Genomic DNA, 14,837 nt, shown 5'->3' on the forward strand with positions numbered 1-14,837 from the left:
CTCACATCCGGAAAAGGCCGAAGGAGGTCTCCGGCAGCGGGGTGCGGGAGACGACGTCGAGCGCCAGTCCCAGGACGGTGCGGGTGTCAGCGGGGTCGATCACGCCGTCGTCCCAGAGGCGGGCGGTGGAGTAGTACGGGCTGCCCTGGTCCTCGTACTGCTGTTTGATCGGGGCCTTGAAGGCTTCCTCCTCCTCGGCGGACCATTCCTCGCCGGCCGCTTCGTACTGGTCACGCTTGACGGTGGCGAGAACGCCGGACGCCTGATTCCCGCCCATCACGGAGATGCGGGACGCCGGCCACATCCACAGGAAGCGCGGTGAGTACGCCCGCCCGCACATGGAGTAGTTGCCCGCCCCGAAGGACCCACCGATCACCACTGTCAGCTTCGGCACCCGTGCCGTGGCCACCGCGGTGACCATCTTGGCGCCATTCTTGGCAATGCCGCCCTGCTCGGAATCCCTGCCCACCATGAACCCGGAAATGTTCTGCAGGAAGACCAGAGGAATTCCGCGCTGGTCGCAGAGTTCGATGAAGTGCGCGCCCTTGAGCGAGGACTCGCTGAACAGCACGCCGTTGTTCGCCACGATCCCCACCGGGTGCCCATGCAGCCTGGCGAAACCCGTGACCAGGGTTGTGCCGTACTCCTTCTTGAACTCGTGGAACCTGCTGCCGTCCACCAACCGGGCGATAACCTCGTGCACGTCGTACTGCGCGTTGACGTCCGTGGGCACGGCACCATACAGCTCGGCGGGCTCCGCAACAGGTTCGACGGCGGTGTCCACATCCCACGCGGGGGCGGCCGGCTTCGGCAGGGTAGCCACGATGTCGCGGATGATCTGCAGGGCGTGTTCGTCGCTTTCGGCGAGATGGTCCGTGACCCCGGAGATCCTGGAGTGCACGTCGCCGCCGCCTAGCTCCTCCGCGGTCACGATTTCACCGATGGCCGCTTTCACCAGCGGCGGACCACCCAGGAAAATAGTGCCCTGGTTCCGGACGATCACCGTCTCGTCGCTCATCGCCGGAACGTAGGCGCCGCCGGCCGTGCAGGAACCCATCACGGAAGCGATCTGCGGGATCTTGGCGGCGGACATTTTCGCCTGGTTGAAGAAGATCCGGCCGAAGTGTTCCTTGTCCGGGAAGACTTCGTCCTGCTTCGGGAGGAACGCCCCGCCGGAGTCCACGAGGTAAATGCACGGTAGCCGGTTCTCGAGGGCGATTTCCTGGGCGCGGAGGTGCTTCTTGACCGTCATCGGATAGTAGGTGCCGCCCTTGACGGTGGCGTCGTTGGAAATGACCAGGACCTGGCGGCCGTGGACCAGGCCGATCCCGGCAATGACCCCGGCGCCGGGTGACTCGTTGTTGTACATGCCGTTGGCGGCGAGCGGCGCGATCTCCAGGAACGGGCTGCCGTCATCGAGCAGCCGGTCGATACGTTCGCGGGGAAGAAGCTTGCCGCGGCCCACATGGCGCTCCCGCGACTTTTCCGGCCCGCCCAACGCGGCGTCAGCCAGCATGGCCCTGAGTTCGGCGGCTAGGGCGAGCTGCGCAGCGTTGTTTGCAGCAAACACTTCACTTGCGGCATCAAGCCGGCTGGCGAGGGTCTCCATTGACGGCGTCCGTTCATCATCTTTTTGAAAGCCACCAGGGCTCCGGCGAGAGTCGCAAAAGCCAGCTTGGTTAATGCTTTATAACTGGAATTCAGGTTAGTCTTTATTAACTGTGATGTCCAACACAACAGGACGTTGCTAGAATTTGCTGGTCCTAGGAGGAAAAGCGTGCCCACCACCCGACCGGTCAAGCCGTCCACACCGGCCCTGGCAGCCCAGCCTGGTTCAGCGACACAGCCCGATTCAGCAACGCGGGCCGCATCGGCAACGCAGTCCGTTCCCGGAACACCCCGGAGTCAGGCAGCACAAACAGCTCCCGGAACGCCCCGCAGCCAGGCGAAGGAGAACCGCCGCCAGGCGCTGCTTGCCGCCGCCGCGGCGCTCTTCGCCCTGCACGGGTTCAACCGGGTGTCGCTGGAAGACTTGGGCGCCGCAGCAGGGGTCAGCGGCCCGGCCGTGTATCGCCACTTCCAGGGCAAGCAGGCGGTGTTGGGAGATCTGCTGGTCACCGTCAGCCGCGAACTGCTCGACGGCGGCCGGCGCGTCATCGCCGAGACCACCGACCCCCTCGCAGCGCTCCGCAGGCTGGTGGGGTTCCAAGTGGAGTTTGCGCTGGGCAAGCCGGACGTGATCCGGGTGCAGGACCGGGATTTCAGCAACCTCAGCCAGAAGGACCAGTCCGAGGTACGGGCCCTGCAGCGGAACTACGTGGAGACTTGGGTGGAGGTCCTCGCGCTGCTGCATCCGGCGACCGACGCCGTCGAACTGCGGATGCGGGCCCACGCTACGTTCGGCCTGATCAACTCCACGCCGCACTCGGTGCGAAACCACGGACGCAAAATCGCGCCCAAAACGGCCCGGCCGCTTCTCGAGAGCATGGCGCTGGCGGCACTCCTGGTGGACGTGCCCCAGGCCTCCTGACCACAGGAGCGGTCCCTCACGGGGTCCTGGCCACGTAAACGGGGTCTGGCCCGCAAAACCGGTGCTGGGCAGCACATGTTATGCGGGCCAGGGCAGCTCGAGCTAACCACGACGTTGCGCAGGCCCAGACCGGTCAAGCGGGCTGGGGGCCGGCAGGTTTGCCGCCCGCCTAGACCATCGTGAGCACCATGCCTGGTTCAGCCAGGATGGCGCCTACATCGGCGAGGAACCGCGAGCCCTGCTCCCCGTCCACCAGGCGATGATCAAAGGACAGGCTCAGCGTCATGACCTGGCGCAGGGCCACCTCATCCTGGAATTCCCAGGGCATCTTCCGCACGGCCCCCATGGCCAGGATGGCTGCCTCGCCGGGGTTCAGGATGGGCGTGCCCGCGTCGATGCCGAAGACCCCGATGTTCGTGATGGAGATGGTGCCGCCGGACAGGTCTGCCGGGGCAGTCTTGCCGGCCCGCGCCGTCTCGGTCAACCCGGTCAGGGCTTCGGAGAGTTCCAGCAGGGACAGGGTATCCGCGTCCTTGACGTTCGGCACGGTGAGCCCGCGGGGAGTCGCCGCGGCAATGCCCAGGTTCACGTAGTTGAACTGCACGATCTCCTGGCTTGCCTCCTCCCACCGCGAGTTCAGTGACGGGTTCCGCCGCAGCGCGATCAGCACCGCCTTGGCCACCAATGTCAGCGGCGTGAGCCTGTAGCCGGAAAAGGCCCGGCTCGTCTTCAGCTTGGCCAGCAGATCCATCGTGGGCGTGACATCCACCGTGAGGAATTCCGTCGCATGGGGAGCCGTGAACGCACTCGCCACCATCGCGGCCGCCGTGAACTTGCGGACGCCCTTGATCGGAGTGCGGACTTCCCGACCGCTCTGCGCCGCCAGCCCTGCGCGGGACGGCGTATCCGATACGGCGGAAAGGTGGCGCACCGGCGCCGACAATTCGCCGCCGCCAACAAAATTCCGGACATCCTCCCGCGTGATCAGTCCACCGGCTCCGGTGCCCGCGACCGCGGCCAACTCGACGCCGAGGTCTTTGGCCAGTTTCCGGACCGGCGGCGTGGAGCGTGGGCGCTCTGCGCTGCCGGCGGGCCGTGCTTCGACAGGCTCGGTTTCCACCGGCTCAACCACCGGGGTTTCTGTCTCAAGAGGCTCAACCACCGAGCCACGAACAGGCTCAACCACCGGGGTTGAGAAGTTGCGGGCCCGGCGGGCAGGACGGCCGGAGCTTTCGAGGACGGCGCCGTACCCAACCAGGTTCGGCTCGCGTTTCGCGGTCCCCGCCGCAGCAGTGGCCGCCCCGGCGGGCGCAGCCCCGGAAGGTGCGGCGCCGGAAGGTGCGGCGCCGCCGTCGTCCGCTACCTCGAAGGAGACGATCGGCTTGCCGACCTCCACGATTGTTCCGGGCTCTTCATGGAGCGCAGTGATCACGCCCGCGAACGGTGACGGCAGCTCAACTACGGCCTTTGCGGTTTCCACCTCGGCGATGACCTGGTTCAGCGTCACCGTGTCCCCCACGGCCACCTTCCAGCTGAGGATTTCGGATTCCGTGAGGCCTTCGCCGAGGTCCGGGAGCCTGAATTCCTTGATCATGATGGCGCTCATCCTTCCAACCCGCTGAGGGAGTTCGGGCGTCCGAGGGCGCGGTCCACGCCGTCGAGGATCCGGTCCAGGCCGGGAAGATGGTGCATTTCGAGCTTGGAGTACGGGTAGGGAATATCGAACCCGGTGATACGGACGGGGGCGGCTTCGAGGTAGTGGAAGCACCGCTCCGTGATGCTGGCTGCCACTTCCGCACCCAGACCACCGGACTGGCCGGCTTCATGGGTGACCACGAGCCTGCCTGTTTTCCGGACGGAGGCTTCCACGGTGGCGTAGTCCACGGGTGCCAGCGAGCGCAGGTCGATGACTTCGATGGAGATGCCTTCGTCGGCGGCGGCGGTTGCTGCGTCCCTAGCCGTCTTCACCAACGGCCCGTAGGCCACGAGCGTCACGTCCGTGCCGTCCGTAACAACGCGGGCAGTGTCCATCGGCAGTGCGGTGCGCGGATCGATGCCCTCATCCACTTCACCCTTGTCGTGGTAGCGGCGCTTGGGTTCGAAGTACAGCACCGGGTCATCGGACAGGATGGCCTGCTGGATCACGGTGTGGGCGTCCTGCGGGTTGGAGACACTGACCACACGAAGCCCGGAGGTATGCGTAAAATACGCCTCGGGCGACTCGGAGTGGTGCTCAGGCGAGCCGATGCCGCCCCCGAACGGGACACGGATGGTGATGGGCATCTTCACGGCCCCCTGCGTGCGGTAGTGCAGCTTCGCCACCTGGCTCACGATCTGGTCGAATGCAGGGTAGATGAAGCCGTCGAATTGGATCTCCACCACCGGGCGGTAACCGCGGTACGCGAGGCCGACGGCGGTGCCCATGATGGCCGACTCGGCCAGCGGGGTGTCCACCACACGGTGGGTGCCGAAGTCTTTCTGGAGTCCGTCGGTCACCCGGAATACACCGCCGAGGGTGCCGATATCCTCGCCCATGAGGATGACTTTTGGATCGTTTTCCAGGGATTTGCGCAGGCCGGAATTGATGGCGCGGGCAAAGGTCATCTGGGTCATCAGCGTGCACCTTCTTCTGAGGTGGCTCCCGCGGGATCGCCGAAGGAAGCCAGGTAACGGGCGTAGTGGTCCTGCTGCCGGTCCAGCCACGAGTTGGGCGCGCTGTACACATGCTTGAAGATGTCCATCGGCTCCGGATCCGGCATGCCGATGCAGCCCGAACGGATTTCTCGGGCGACGGTCTCTGCCTTGTCGTGAACGTGCTGCTGGACCTGATCCGTGAGGAGGCCCTTGCGTTCCAGCAGGGCCCTAACCCGCTGGATGGGGTCCTTCGCGGCCCAGTCCTCCAGTTCGTTGGCGTCACGGTAGCGGGTGGGATCGTCAGCGGTGGTGTGCGGTCCCATGCGGTACGTGACCGCTTCGATGAACGTGGGTCCACCGCCATGCCGGGCACGGTCCAATGCCACACGCGTCGCTGCCATAACAGCCAGCACATCATTGCCGTCCACCCTGAGGCTCGGAATACCGAATCCAGCGGCCCGGTCCGCGATCTGGATGTGGGACTGCAACCGCACGGGCTCCGAAATTGCCCAGTGGTTGTTCGAGCAGAAGAAGACCACGGGCGCCTGGAAGCTGGCGGCAAAGACCATGGCCTCGTTGACGTCGCCTTCGCTGGTGGCACCGTCGCCGAAATATGTCACCGCCACCGAGTCCGCGCCGTCGTTCTGGATGCCCATGGCATAACCGGTGGCATGCAGCGTCTGCGCGCCGATGATAATCTGCGGGGTGGCCATATTCACGGTGTACGGATCCCACCCGGAGGAGGCAGTGCCACGCCACACCCGCGTGATGTCTGTCAGGCCCACGCCGCGGCAGTACGCCACACCGTTTTCCCGGTAGCTGGAGAAGACGAAGTCGTCCGCGCGCAGGGCCCTGCCGGAACCTACTTGTGCTGCTTCCTGCCCCAGCAAAGGGGGCCAGAGACCAAGCTCGCCCTGGCGCTGGAGGGCGGTGGCCTCGACATCGATCCGCCGGATGACCGTCAGGTCCTCGTACAGGGAACACAACTGCTCATCCCCGATGTCCTTCACCCAGGGATCGAACTCCGGGTGGCTGATCCGCTCCCCTGCCGGGGTAATCAGCTGGATCAGGTTCCTGTCTGTAGACACGATGGCACGCAACCTTCTCACGTCGTTTGACCGGAGCCTGGGGACTTGTGGTCCCTCCCGCTGCCGGCCGCCCGGGCGCCGTTGCCCCGGATATTTGTGACCCTACTCACAATGCCCAATGGGTACAACCACCGCGGCGAATACTGCGCATAATGCCCTGTTTGCGCTGCCCTTACCGTGCTAACGTTGCGCATTATGCAAGCTTTGGATGGCACAGACACGCGGCTGCTCTCGGCTCTGGCCCGCGACCCCCGGCGGACGGTGGTGGCGTTAGCCCAGAAGCTGGGGCTGTCCCGGAACACCGTGCAGGCGCGCATGGCGCAACTGGAGAAGAAGCACGTCTTCCTGTCCTTTGAACGGCGCATCAACCCGGTGTCACTGGGCTATCCGCTCATGGCGTTCATTTCCGTCCACGTCCAGCAGCAGAAACTGGGACAGCTGGCCCATGACCTCGCCGGCATCCCGGAAATCCTGGAAGGCTACGGCCTCACCGGCTCCGCTGACCTCCTTCTCCGGGTAGTGGCCCTGGACGCCGAGGACCTCTTCCGGATCAACGGCAAGATCCTGGCGTGCGATGGCGTGGACCGGACGGACACCGCACTGGCCATGGGCGAACTCATCCCCTTCCGCATCCAGCCCCTGCTCGAGCGGGGATCCGGAGACGCTTAGGGCCAGCTGCCCCTATAACTGCCCAATACCCAGCCCCGGCGGGCTGGGTTATAGGCTGTTCCAAGGTGAATCCATGGGTGCCGTTCAGCGGGTCCCAATAATAAGGCAGTGCCAGTGCGTTGCCGGAAAGGCTCCATCGTGAGCAATCCTCAGGAACCGTACCAGCCGGGCCAGCCGGCGGCCTGGCCTGCACAACTAGCAGGGCAGCACGGCGCGCCCCCGCTGCCGGGCAACCCGCCACAGTCCGGTGCGCCGGGGCAATACGGTGCGCCGTCTCAGTTCGGCCCACCCGCGCAGTACGGCGGACCCGGTCAATACTCGTCAGAGGGGCCGTTCGGCCTGCCCGGACAGGAACCCCCGGCGCGAGGCCGCCGGAAGCTGTGGACAATCCTCAGCATTGTGGGCGGTGTCCTGCTGCTGGCCGTCATCGGCGTCCTCATCCTGGTCAACATTGTCAACGGAGCCACCAACCATGCCCGAGGCCTGGCTGACAGCTTCACGAAGCTGGTGATTGCCGGTGACAGTTCCAAAGCCTACGACGACTATCTTGACCCAGCCCTCCATGAACAGCTGACCAAGGAAGACTTCATCGCCGGCATCAAAACGCTGGAGATGGATAACACCTGCAAGCCGGCCTACAACGAGGTAAAGGCCAGCACCGAGAACGGGACCAAGGCGGCCGACGTGGCCGGCCTCATCACCTGCGACGGCGACAAGAAGATCGACCTCGTCTACCGCTTCGAAGGAACCGACGAGCTGAAAATGATCAACATCAAGCTCAAGCCCCAGGCGTAGCGCCGGGGATCAAGACCAAAAGAGCCCCCGCGGTGCGCGGGGGGCTCTTTTCGTTGCCACGATCAGCTGTGATGATCAGTCAGCAGGATCGGTTTCGGCGTTTCAGTGGTCCACGGCCTTCTCCGCGCCCACACCGGTCAGGGAGCGAACTTCCATTTCGGCCTGCTTGGCGGTGTCCTCGCGCTTCTTGTCCAGCACTGTTCCGAGCCAGCCGAGCAGGAACGCCAGCGGTATGGACACAATACCGGGGTTGCTCAACGGGAAGAAGGCGAAGTTGGCGCCCGGGATCATGGAGGTCTTCAGGCCGGAAACCACCGGCGAGAAGGCGATCAGGATAATCGCCGAGCCCAGGCCGCCGTACATGCTCCAGACCGCACCCTGGGTGGTGAACCGGCGCCAGAACAGCGAGTAGATGATCGTCGGGAGGTTCGCCGACGCCGCGACGGCGAAGGCGAGCGCCACCAGGAAGGCCACGTTCTGGCCGTTGGCGAAGATACCGCCCAGGATGGCCATGACTCCGATGACCACCACGGTGCGCCGCGCCACCTTGACCTCGGTGTCGGCGTCGGCCTTGCCCTTGGAGATGACGCTGGCGTAGATGTCGTGGGCAAAGGACGCGGCGGCGGTGATGGTCAGCCCGGCCACCACTGCCAGGATGGTGGCGAAGGCCACTGCGGAGATGAAGCCCAGCAGCAGCGGCCCGCCCAGGTGGAAGGCCAGCAGGGGTGCGGCGGAATTGACGCCGCCGGGGGCTGACTTGATGGTTTCGGCGCCAACCAGTGCAGCGGCACCGTAACCCAGGACCAGGGTGAACAGGTAGAAGAGGCCAATCAGCCAGATGGACCACACCACGGACTTCCGGGCTTCCTTGGCCGTGGGCACGGTGTAGAAGCGCATCAGGACGTGGGGCAGGGCAGCGGTACCCAGGACCAGGGCGAGGCCCAGGGACATAAAGTCCAGTTTGGACGTCTCGGTCTTGCCGTACTGCAGGCCGGGGTTCAGCACTGCAGGGTTGCCGGCCGCATCAACCGCCGCACCGAGGAGGCTGGAGAGGTTGAAGCCGTAAATGGCGAGGACCCAGAAAGTCATCACCGCCGCGCCGGCAATGAGCAATATCGCCTTGATGATCTGGACCCAGGTGGTGCCCTTCATGCCGCCGATCAGGACGTACATGATCATCAGGGCGCCGACGACGATGATCACCAGCGCCTGTCCGCCCCAGTCGCTGATGCCCAGCAGCAGCGAAATGAGGCTGCCGGCTCCGGCCATCTGCGCGAGGAGGTAGAAGAAGCAGACGGCGAGGGTGGAGATGGCCGCCGCAATGCGGACCGGGCGCTGCTTGAGCCGGAAGGAAAGGACATCCGCCATGGTGAATTTGCCGGTGTTCCGGAGGAGTTCTGCCACCAGCAGCAGGGCAACAAGCCAGGCCACGAGGAAGCCGATGGAGTACATAAAGCCGTCATAGCCGTTGATGGCGATGGCGCCGGTGATCCCGAGAAAGGATGCTGCGGAGAGGTAATCCCCGGCAATGGCTGTTCCGTTTTGGGAGCCGGTGAAGGAACGGCCGGCCGCGTAGTAGTCCGCCGCGGTTTTGTTGTTCCGGCTGGCCCGCAGCACGATCACCATGGTCACGGCAACAAACAGGCCGAAGATGCCCATGTTAAGCAGGGTGGTTTCCTTAAGGTCGGCAACATCTACCGCCGTGGCAATCTGGATCATTTGGTCACTCCGCCCACTCGGTTGCCGTCCTTGTCGAATTCATGGCCTTCAATTTCATGGCGGATCTCAGCCGCGATGGGGTCCAGCTTCCGGTTGGAGTAGCTGACATACCAGCCGGTAATGGCGAACGTCGAGACGAACTGCAACAGGCCCAGGATTAGGCCGACGTTGATGTTGCCCCACACTTTGGTGGACATAAACTCGACGGCGTAGTCAGCCAGCAGGACATACGCGAAGTACCACAGCAAGAATGCCACGGCCATGGGGAACACAAAGCTGCGGTGACGTTTGCGCAGTTCCTGGAACCGCTCTGTCGACTGGACCTGTTCGAAGTCCACGGACGCCGCTGCGTCCGGAGTGTGGGCATCGTTACCCATCGTTCCTCCTCATTGAGACTTGACTGGTTCACACAGGCCGCGGCCTGCGGGCAGGATGCGGACCATGTGACTGCAATCACTCTGCGGTGTGGCAGGCGTCCATTCCAGAGCCATGGCCGGAACGGTCGCTCAACGGTTACGATGCTGCGACTAACGGCACCCGGCGCTACGCTGGGCACCATGCCGGACTCCCCCCTCCTGACTGCCGCCGCGGTTGCGGTAATCACCCTGGCGATCGCCGTCGTCGTCGGCGTTGGCATCAGGCTGCTCCGGTCCTTCCGTGAGCTGGGCACTGACGCCGAGCGCGCCACGTACAACACTCTCCACGCTGCATCGAGTGCCGGGCAGCACCTGCGTACGGGCCTCAATCCGGCAGGCGCCGCCAAGGCGAGCCGGCAGCTAAGGAACCTGCTGGGGTGTGATGCGCTGGCCATCACCGACACGGCCGGCGTGCTCGCCTGGGACGGTACCGCTGAGGAACTGAAGCCCCGGTTGATGGACCTGGCTGCAGACGTCCTGATCGGCGGCCGGACCGCGGTGCTCCAGGCGCGGGACCTGGGTGCGGGCCTTGCCTCCGGAAGCCTCGCCGCCGTTATCGCTCCGGTCCGTGCAGGGTCGCGGGTGGTGGGCGTCGTGGCGGCGTTTGCCCCATCGGCGGGCGCAGGCCTGGTCCGAGCCACCAGCGAAGTGGCGGACTGGGTGGCCGTCCAGGTGGAGTTGGCTGAGCTGGACGCGTCCCGGACGCTGCTGATGGAAGCCGAAGTGCGGGCGCTGCGGGCCCAGATCAGTCCGCACTTCATCTACAACTCGCTGAACGCCATCGCGTCGTTCATCAACACGGATCCGGAGCGGGCGCGCGAACTCGTGGTGGAATTCGCCGATTTCACGAGGTACTCGTTCCGGCGCCACGGTGACTTCACCACGCTCGCGGAGGAACTGCGGTGCATTGACCGTTACCTGCTGCTGGAGCGTGCCCGTTTCGGTGAGCGCGTCCAGGTCAGCCTGCGGATCGCGCCGGAAGTCCTGAGCACGGTCATCCCGTTCCTGAGCCTCCAGCCGCTGGTGGAGAACGCCGTCAGGCACGGTCTGGAGGCCAAGGAAGGGGCGGGCCATATCACCATCACGGCCAATGATTCGGGCGCCTACGCGGAAGTGACCATTGAGGACGACGGCGTGGGGATGGACCCTGCCGAGCTCCAGTCGATGCTGGCCGGGCACCACGACGGTGACCACGTGGGGCTGCGCAACGTGGACGCCAGGCTCCGGCAGGTCTACGGGGACCAGCACGGCCTGGTGATCGAGACGGCCCCGGGCGAAGGAACGCTGATCACCATGCGCGTGCCCAAGTCCCAGCCCGGCCACGACGCCTGAACCCGGCAGTCCCTGGCAGCTAATGTAAGACCATGATTAATGTCCTCGTCGCCGACGACGAGCTACCCGCCGTGGAGGAACTGGCCTATCTGCTGGGCAAGGATGACCGGATCGGGGTCATCCACCGGGCGACTTCCGGCGCCGAGGCATTGCGGGCCTTGAACACCGAAACGATTGACGCCGTCTTCCTGGATATTCACATGCCCGCCGTGTCCGGCCTTGAGGTGGCACGCGCCATCACGCTCAGCAGCAAACCTCCGGCGGTGGTGTTTGTTACCGCGGACGAGGACTGCGCCCTGGAAGCTTTCGAACTGGCCGCCGTGGACTACCTGCTGAAGCCCGTCCGGGCCGAGCGGCTCGCCCGGTCGGTAGGCCGGATCAGCGAGCTGTTGCGCGAGGGCGGCGGCGCCGCTCCTGAGATGATCACCGTTGACCAGGGCGGCACCACCAGGATGATCAGGCGCGACGACGTCACATACGTCCAGGCGCAGGGAGACTACGCCCGGCTGCACACCGCGGATGCCAGCTACCTCATCCGGGTGCCGCTGGCGGATCTGGAGCAGCAGTGGGCGGAGGCCGGGTTTATCCGGACGCACCGGTCCTACCTCGTGGCGCTAAAGCATGTGCAGTCCATGAAGCTGGCGGCGGACAAGCCCAGCGTTTCGGTGGCCGGCGCGGGCCTTCCCATCAGCCGCCGCCACCTTCCCCTGGTCAGGGAAAAGCTGGAAGCCACCCGCATCCGGCCGCAAGCATGACCCGGGTCCGCGTCACCGCTCCGCGCTCGGCACCCCGGCCGGCCGGGGAGTCGCGCGAGGCGGCGGAAGAATCAGAGGTGGGACAGGTCTTCGTCCGGTCCCTGATCCGTTCCCAGCTGCGGCTGGCCCTGGTGGTGGCCATCGGATTCATGCTGATCCTGTGTGCGTTCCCGTTGCTGCTGGCAGCCGTGCCGGGCTTGGCCGAGACCCGGATTGCGGGTGTCCCGTGCGACTGGATCCTGCTGGGTGCCGGCATCTATCCCGTGATCGGCCTCAGCGCCTGGCTTTTTATCCGGGCCGCCGCACGGAACGAGGCCCGCTACCGGGACCTGGCCGGGGACAAGTGATGACCTGATGAATCCCGCAGTGGGTGTGATGGCTCTTGTAGTTGTTTCGCTGGCAACAGCTGCCATTGGGTTCTACGGTCTGCGGATTTCCCGGACCACCGGCGATTTCTATGTGGCTTCCCGGACCGTCAGGCCGTGGTGGAACGCCTCGGCCATCGGCGGAGAGTACCTCTCGGCAGCGAGTTTCCTAGGCGTCGCCGGGCTGATTCTGCTGTCCGGTACCGACGCGCTGTGGTTTCCCGTGGGCTACACCGCCGGCTACCTGATGCTGCTGCTGTTTGTGGCCGCACCGCTGCGCCGGTCCGGTGCCTACACGATCCCGGACTTCACCGAGGCCAGGCTGGATTCGCGGTCAGTCCGCCGCGTGACCAGCGTGATGGTGGTTGTGGTGGGCTGGTTGTACATTGTGCCGCAACTCCACGGTGCGGCGTTGACCATCCGGATCACCACGGGGCTGCCGGCCTGGGTGGGTTCCGCGGCCGTGGTGGTTGTGGTGTCCCTCACCGTTGTTGCCGGCGGCATGCGCTCCATTACCTTTGTCCAGGCCTTCCAGTTCTGGCTGAAGCTCACCGCCCTTGCCGTGCCGGTCCTGTTCATCGTGTTCACGCTCGCCGGTGACGGGAGTGCCGCAGTGGACCCCGCCGTCGTGAATCCCACCGGACTGGCCCCGGCCGGGCCGTACCAGAACATCTCGCTGCTCGTGGCGCTGCTGTTCGGCACGCTGGGACTCCCCCACGTCCTGGTCCGCTTCTACACGAACCCGGACGGACACTCGGCACGGCGGACCACCCTAATCGTGCTCGGGCTACTCTCGGTGTTTTACCTGTTTCCCACCGCCTACGGGCTGGTGGGGCGGATGTTCGCGCCCGAACTCGCCCGGTCAGGGCAGGCGGACGCGGTGGTCCTCCTGCTGCCGGGGCAGCTGATCGGTGGAACTGCCGGCGACCTGCTCTCAGCGTTGGTGGTGGCCGGAGCCTTTGCCGCGTTCCTGTCCACCACCTCCGGCCTGGTGGTCTCGCTGGCCGGCGTGATCAGCCAGGACGTGCTGGGCGGCGGTGTGCGGGGATTCCGGCTCGCCGCCGTCATCTCCGCTGTGGTCCCGCTGGGATTTGCCGTGACGACTGATTCCCTGGCGCTGGCCGGCAGTGTGGGACTGGTGTTCGCGTTTACCGCCTCCACCGTGTGCCCGGTGCTCCTGCTGGGCATCTGGTGGCGCGGGCTCACCGACGCCGGCGCCATCGCCGGCATGGTGACCGGCGGCGTCCTCTGCGGTGGTGCCATGGTGTGGGGAACCGTCCTGGGCGCCACCGGCACGCCGTTCTGGCTGGCCCAGCCGGCGGCGTGGACCGTTCCCGCCGCCTTCGCCGTGACAGTGATCGTATCCCGGGCGACAAAACATCGGATTCCGCGGACCATGGCGCGGGTGATGACCCGGCTGCACACACCAGAACGGCCCTTGGCCACCGAACGCTGAGCCTGCACCGCACGAGCGGTCCGGGCGCAGTTGCTCGCCACCAAGCATTGGAGTCTGCTTGCATCCCGCGGCACCACGCAAGGGGAAGTGCTGACCCGCATCAGTATGTTCCTGATGTTCACCTCCGCCAGCCTGGTGAGCCTTGCGCTCGTGGGCCAGGCCACCAGGTTCTCTGCCACCTTTTTGCCATGCTGGCGATGATCGTTCTGTCCACCAACCTGCTGATCGGCCTCCTGACACAGGTCCGCGTCCGGAACGTGGCCCTGGAGGACCAGATGTACGTGTTGGCCATGAACCGGCTGAGGGCAGCGTACGTGGACCTGGATCCCGGCATTGCCAAGTACGTGCTGGCCGGCCGGCACGACGACGAGCCCGGCATGGACCAGACGTTCGCTCCGCTCTCCCCCACACCACCGGGCGGGGACTGACGCGAGTCAGCCAATGGCGTCAGTCGATGGCCGCCATGAGTTCAACCACGCGGTCCAGGAAGGCATCAACCTGGGCCTCCTCGTAGCCGTCCATGCCCACGGCGGGGCGGAAGACCACACGGCGGACGTTGTCCACGCTGAGCGGCTTGTCCTCTTCGAGGTAGCCGATCAGGTCGTAGCAAAGATTGTCCACGTCCAGGATGTTGTAACTGCGGGCCTTCTTTTTGGACGGGCGCCGGAAGCGCTCACCGTCGGGCCGGTGCAGGCGGCCCCGGAGGATCCCGGAGAGGCTGCCGATCTCCCGCAGCCAGGCATCCTCGCCCTTGGCAGCGATCAGTTCGTCCCGTTCGCGGCGGGCGAAGGCGTCTTCGAGCCGGTCCAGTGCTGCGTCGACGACCGCGGCGGCGTAGCCGCCCTTGACCGGGTCAAAGGAGACGCTCCGGACGTCGGCGCTGGTGACGGCGTGGATGGCGGCCTTCGGCGTCTCGAGTGCCACCCTGGCCCGCTGGAGGAACTGGTCCACCTGCTTGGCGTTGTACCCGAATTCGTTGCCCCGCACGCGCTCAAACGACGCGGGAATTTTCCGTTGAAAGTCCAATGCCACTGTTGTTCCTTTGTTGCTCTTCAGCTGGGTCAGGTTACGCACCAGT

Annotated in this window: 15 protein-coding genes; 8 read left to right on the plus strand and 7 right to left on the minus strand. The window is 65.5% G+C overall.

The window, feature by feature from the left end; genetic code table 11:
- Position 1 precedes the first annotated feature (1 nt).
- On the minus strand, positions 2-1,609 hold the full coding sequence (locus ACZYZ4_RS10105; protein ID WP_463860466.1) for a carboxyl transferase domain-containing protein: 1,608 nt from the start codon (positions 1,607-1,609) through the stop codon (positions 2-4).
- A 168-nt stretch (positions 1,610-1,777) separates the two neighbouring features.
- Between ACZYZ4_RS10105 and ACZYZ4_RS10110 the strand changes: the two genes are divergently transcribed.
- On the plus strand, positions 1,778-2,530 hold the full coding sequence (locus ACZYZ4_RS10110) for an SACE_7040 family transcriptional regulator (RefSeq protein WP_463860468.1): 753 nt from the start codon (positions 1,778-1,780) through the stop codon (positions 2,528-2,530).
- 169 nt (positions 2,531-2,699) lie between these two features.
- Here ACZYZ4_RS10110 and ACZYZ4_RS10115 read toward each other — a convergent pair whose 3' ends face one another.
- The 3 genes from ACZYZ4_RS10115 to pdhA are packed head-to-tail and all read right to left on the minus strand — an operon-like array spanning position 2,700 to position 6,252.
- The gene (locus ACZYZ4_RS10115; protein WP_463860470.1) at positions 2,700-4,136 is read right to left on the minus strand and encodes a dihydrolipoamide acetyltransferase family protein; all 1,437 of its coding nucleotides are present in this window, start codon (positions 4,134-4,136) and stop codon (positions 2,700-2,702) included.
- On the minus strand, positions 4,133-5,143 hold the full coding sequence (locus tag ACZYZ4_RS10120) for an alpha-ketoacid dehydrogenase subunit beta (protein WP_463860471.1): 1,011 nt from the start codon (positions 5,141-5,143) through the stop codon (positions 4,133-4,135). The genes ACZYZ4_RS10115 and ACZYZ4_RS10120 overlap by 4 nt, the downstream gene beginning before the upstream one ends.
- The gene (pdhA, locus tag ACZYZ4_RS10125; protein WP_463860473.1) at positions 5,143-6,252 is read right to left on the minus strand and encodes a pyruvate dehydrogenase (acetyl-transferring) E1 component subunit alpha; all 1,110 of its coding nucleotides are present in this window, start codon (positions 6,250-6,252) and stop codon (positions 5,143-5,145) included. Before pdhA ends, ACZYZ4_RS10120 begins: the two co-directional genes overlap by 1 nt.
- Positions 6,253-6,447: 195 nt before the next feature.
- Here pdhA and ACZYZ4_RS10130 point away from each other — a divergent pair, with 195 nt between their 5' ends.
- Positions 6,448-6,921 carry an Lrp/AsnC family transcriptional regulator gene (locus ACZYZ4_RS10130; RefSeq protein WP_463860475.1) on the plus strand — a complete coding sequence of 158 codons (474 nt, stop codon included), beginning with the start codon at positions 6,448-6,450 and terminating at the stop codon, positions 6,919-6,921.
- Positions 6,922-7,059: 138 nt separating this feature from the next.
- The gene (locus ACZYZ4_RS10135; RefSeq protein WP_463860476.1) at positions 7,060-7,716 is read left to right on the plus strand and encodes a hypothetical protein; all 657 of its coding nucleotides are present in this window, start codon (positions 7,060-7,062) and stop codon (positions 7,714-7,716) included.
- Between the two features lie 102 nt (positions 7,717-7,818).
- Here the strand turns inward: ACZYZ4_RS10135 and ACZYZ4_RS10140 are convergent, their stop codons facing one another.
- Complete coding sequence (locus ACZYZ4_RS10140; protein ID WP_463860478.1) at positions 7,819-9,435, minus strand: monocarboxylic acid transporter; 1,617 nt, start codon at positions 9,433-9,435, stop codon at positions 7,819-7,821.
- Positions 9,432-9,812: a DUF485 domain-containing protein gene (locus tag ACZYZ4_RS10145; RefSeq protein WP_463860480.1), complete on the minus strand. Its 381-nt coding sequence runs from the start codon at positions 9,810-9,812 to the stop codon at positions 9,432-9,434. Before ACZYZ4_RS10145 ends, ACZYZ4_RS10140 begins: the two co-directional genes overlap by 4 nt.
- Before the next feature lie 180 nt (positions 9,813-9,992).
- Between ACZYZ4_RS10145 and ACZYZ4_RS10150 the strand changes: the two genes are divergently transcribed.
- The 5 genes from ACZYZ4_RS10150 (at position 9,993) to ACZYZ4_RS10170 (ending at position 14,187) form a co-directional block, all read left to right on the plus strand.
- Positions 9,993-11,183, plus strand: coding sequence for a sensor histidine kinase (locus ACZYZ4_RS10150; protein ID WP_463860482.1), 1,191 nt, complete (start codon positions 9,993-9,995; stop codon positions 11,181-11,183).
- Positions 11,184-11,215: 32 nt separating this feature from the next.
- A complete protein-coding gene (locus tag ACZYZ4_RS10155) occupies positions 11,216-11,938 on the plus strand; it encodes a LytR/AlgR family response regulator transcription factor (RefSeq protein WP_463860484.1) in 723 nt (240 codons plus the stop codon).
- Positions 11,935-12,285 carry a DUF485 domain-containing protein gene (locus ACZYZ4_RS10160; protein ID WP_463860486.1) on the plus strand — a complete coding sequence of 117 codons (351 nt, stop codon included), beginning with the start codon at positions 11,935-11,937 and terminating at the stop codon, positions 12,283-12,285. The genes ACZYZ4_RS10155 and ACZYZ4_RS10160 overlap by 4 nt, the downstream gene beginning before the upstream one ends.
- 7 nt (positions 12,286-12,292) lie before the next feature.
- A complete protein-coding gene (locus tag ACZYZ4_RS10165) occupies positions 12,293-13,759 on the plus strand; it encodes a sodium/solute symporter (RefSeq protein WP_463860487.1) in 1,467 nt (488 codons plus the stop codon).
- Positions 13,760-13,947: 188 nt separating this feature from the next.
- The gene (locus ACZYZ4_RS10170) at positions 13,948-14,187 is read left to right on the plus strand and encodes a hypothetical protein (RefSeq protein WP_463860489.1); all 240 of its coding nucleotides are present in this window, start codon (positions 13,948-13,950) and stop codon (positions 14,185-14,187) included.
- Positions 14,188-14,206: 19 nt separating this feature from the next.
- Here ACZYZ4_RS10170 and ACZYZ4_RS10175 read toward each other — a convergent pair whose 3' ends face one another.
- Positions 14,207-14,791: a DivIVA domain-containing protein gene (locus ACZYZ4_RS10175; RefSeq protein WP_463860491.1), complete on the minus strand. Its 585-nt coding sequence runs from the start codon at positions 14,789-14,791 to the stop codon at positions 14,207-14,209.
- Positions 14,792-14,837: the final 46 nt, after the last annotated feature.

The organism is Pseudarthrobacter adonitolis, assembly GCF_055412845.1.

What these genes read in the sequence shown, in the direction of transcription:
- ACZYZ4_RS10105 (WP_463860466.1), bottom strand. Translation starts at nt 1,609, where the DNA reads ATGGAGACCCTCGCCAGCCGGCTTGATGCCGCAAGTGAAGTGTTTGCT.
- ACZYZ4_RS10115 (WP_463860470.1), bottom strand. Translation starts at nt 4,136, where the DNA reads ATGAGCGCCATCATGATCAAGGAATTCAGGCTCCCGGACCTCGGCGAA.
- ACZYZ4_RS10120 (WP_463860471.1), bottom strand. Translation starts at nt 5,143, where the DNA reads ATGACCCAGATGACCTTTGCCCGCGCCATCAATTCCGGCCTGCGCAAA.
- ACZYZ4_RS10130 (WP_463860475.1), top strand. Translation starts at nt 6,448, where the DNA reads ATGCAAGCTTTGGATGGCACAGACACGCGGCTGCTCTCGGCTCTGGCC.
- ACZYZ4_RS10140 (WP_463860478.1), bottom strand. Translation starts at nt 9,435, where the DNA reads ATGATCCAGATTGCCACGGCGGTAGATGTTGCCGACCTTAAGGAAACC.
- ACZYZ4_RS10145 (WP_463860480.1), bottom strand. Translation starts at nt 9,812, where the DNA reads ATGGGTAACGATGCCCACACTCCGGACGCAGCGGCGTCCGTGGACTTC.
- ACZYZ4_RS10150 (WP_463860482.1), top strand. Translation starts at nt 9,993, where the DNA reads ATGCCGGACTCCCCCCTCCTGACTGCCGCCGCGGTTGCGGTAATCACC.
- ACZYZ4_RS10155 (WP_463860484.1), top strand. Translation starts at nt 11,216, where the DNA reads ATGATTAATGTCCTCGTCGCCGACGACGAGCTACCCGCCGTGGAGGAA.
- ACZYZ4_RS10160 (WP_463860486.1), top strand. Translation starts at nt 11,935, where the DNA reads ATGACCCGGGTCCGCGTCACCGCTCCGCGCTCGGCACCCCGGCCGGCC.
- ACZYZ4_RS10165 (WP_463860487.1), top strand. Translation starts at nt 12,293, where the DNA reads ATGAATCCCGCAGTGGGTGTGATGGCTCTTGTAGTTGTTTCGCTGGCA.
- ACZYZ4_RS10170 (WP_463860489.1), top strand. Translation starts at nt 13,948, where the DNA reads ATGCTGGCGATGATCGTTCTGTCCACCAACCTGCTGATCGGCCTCCTG.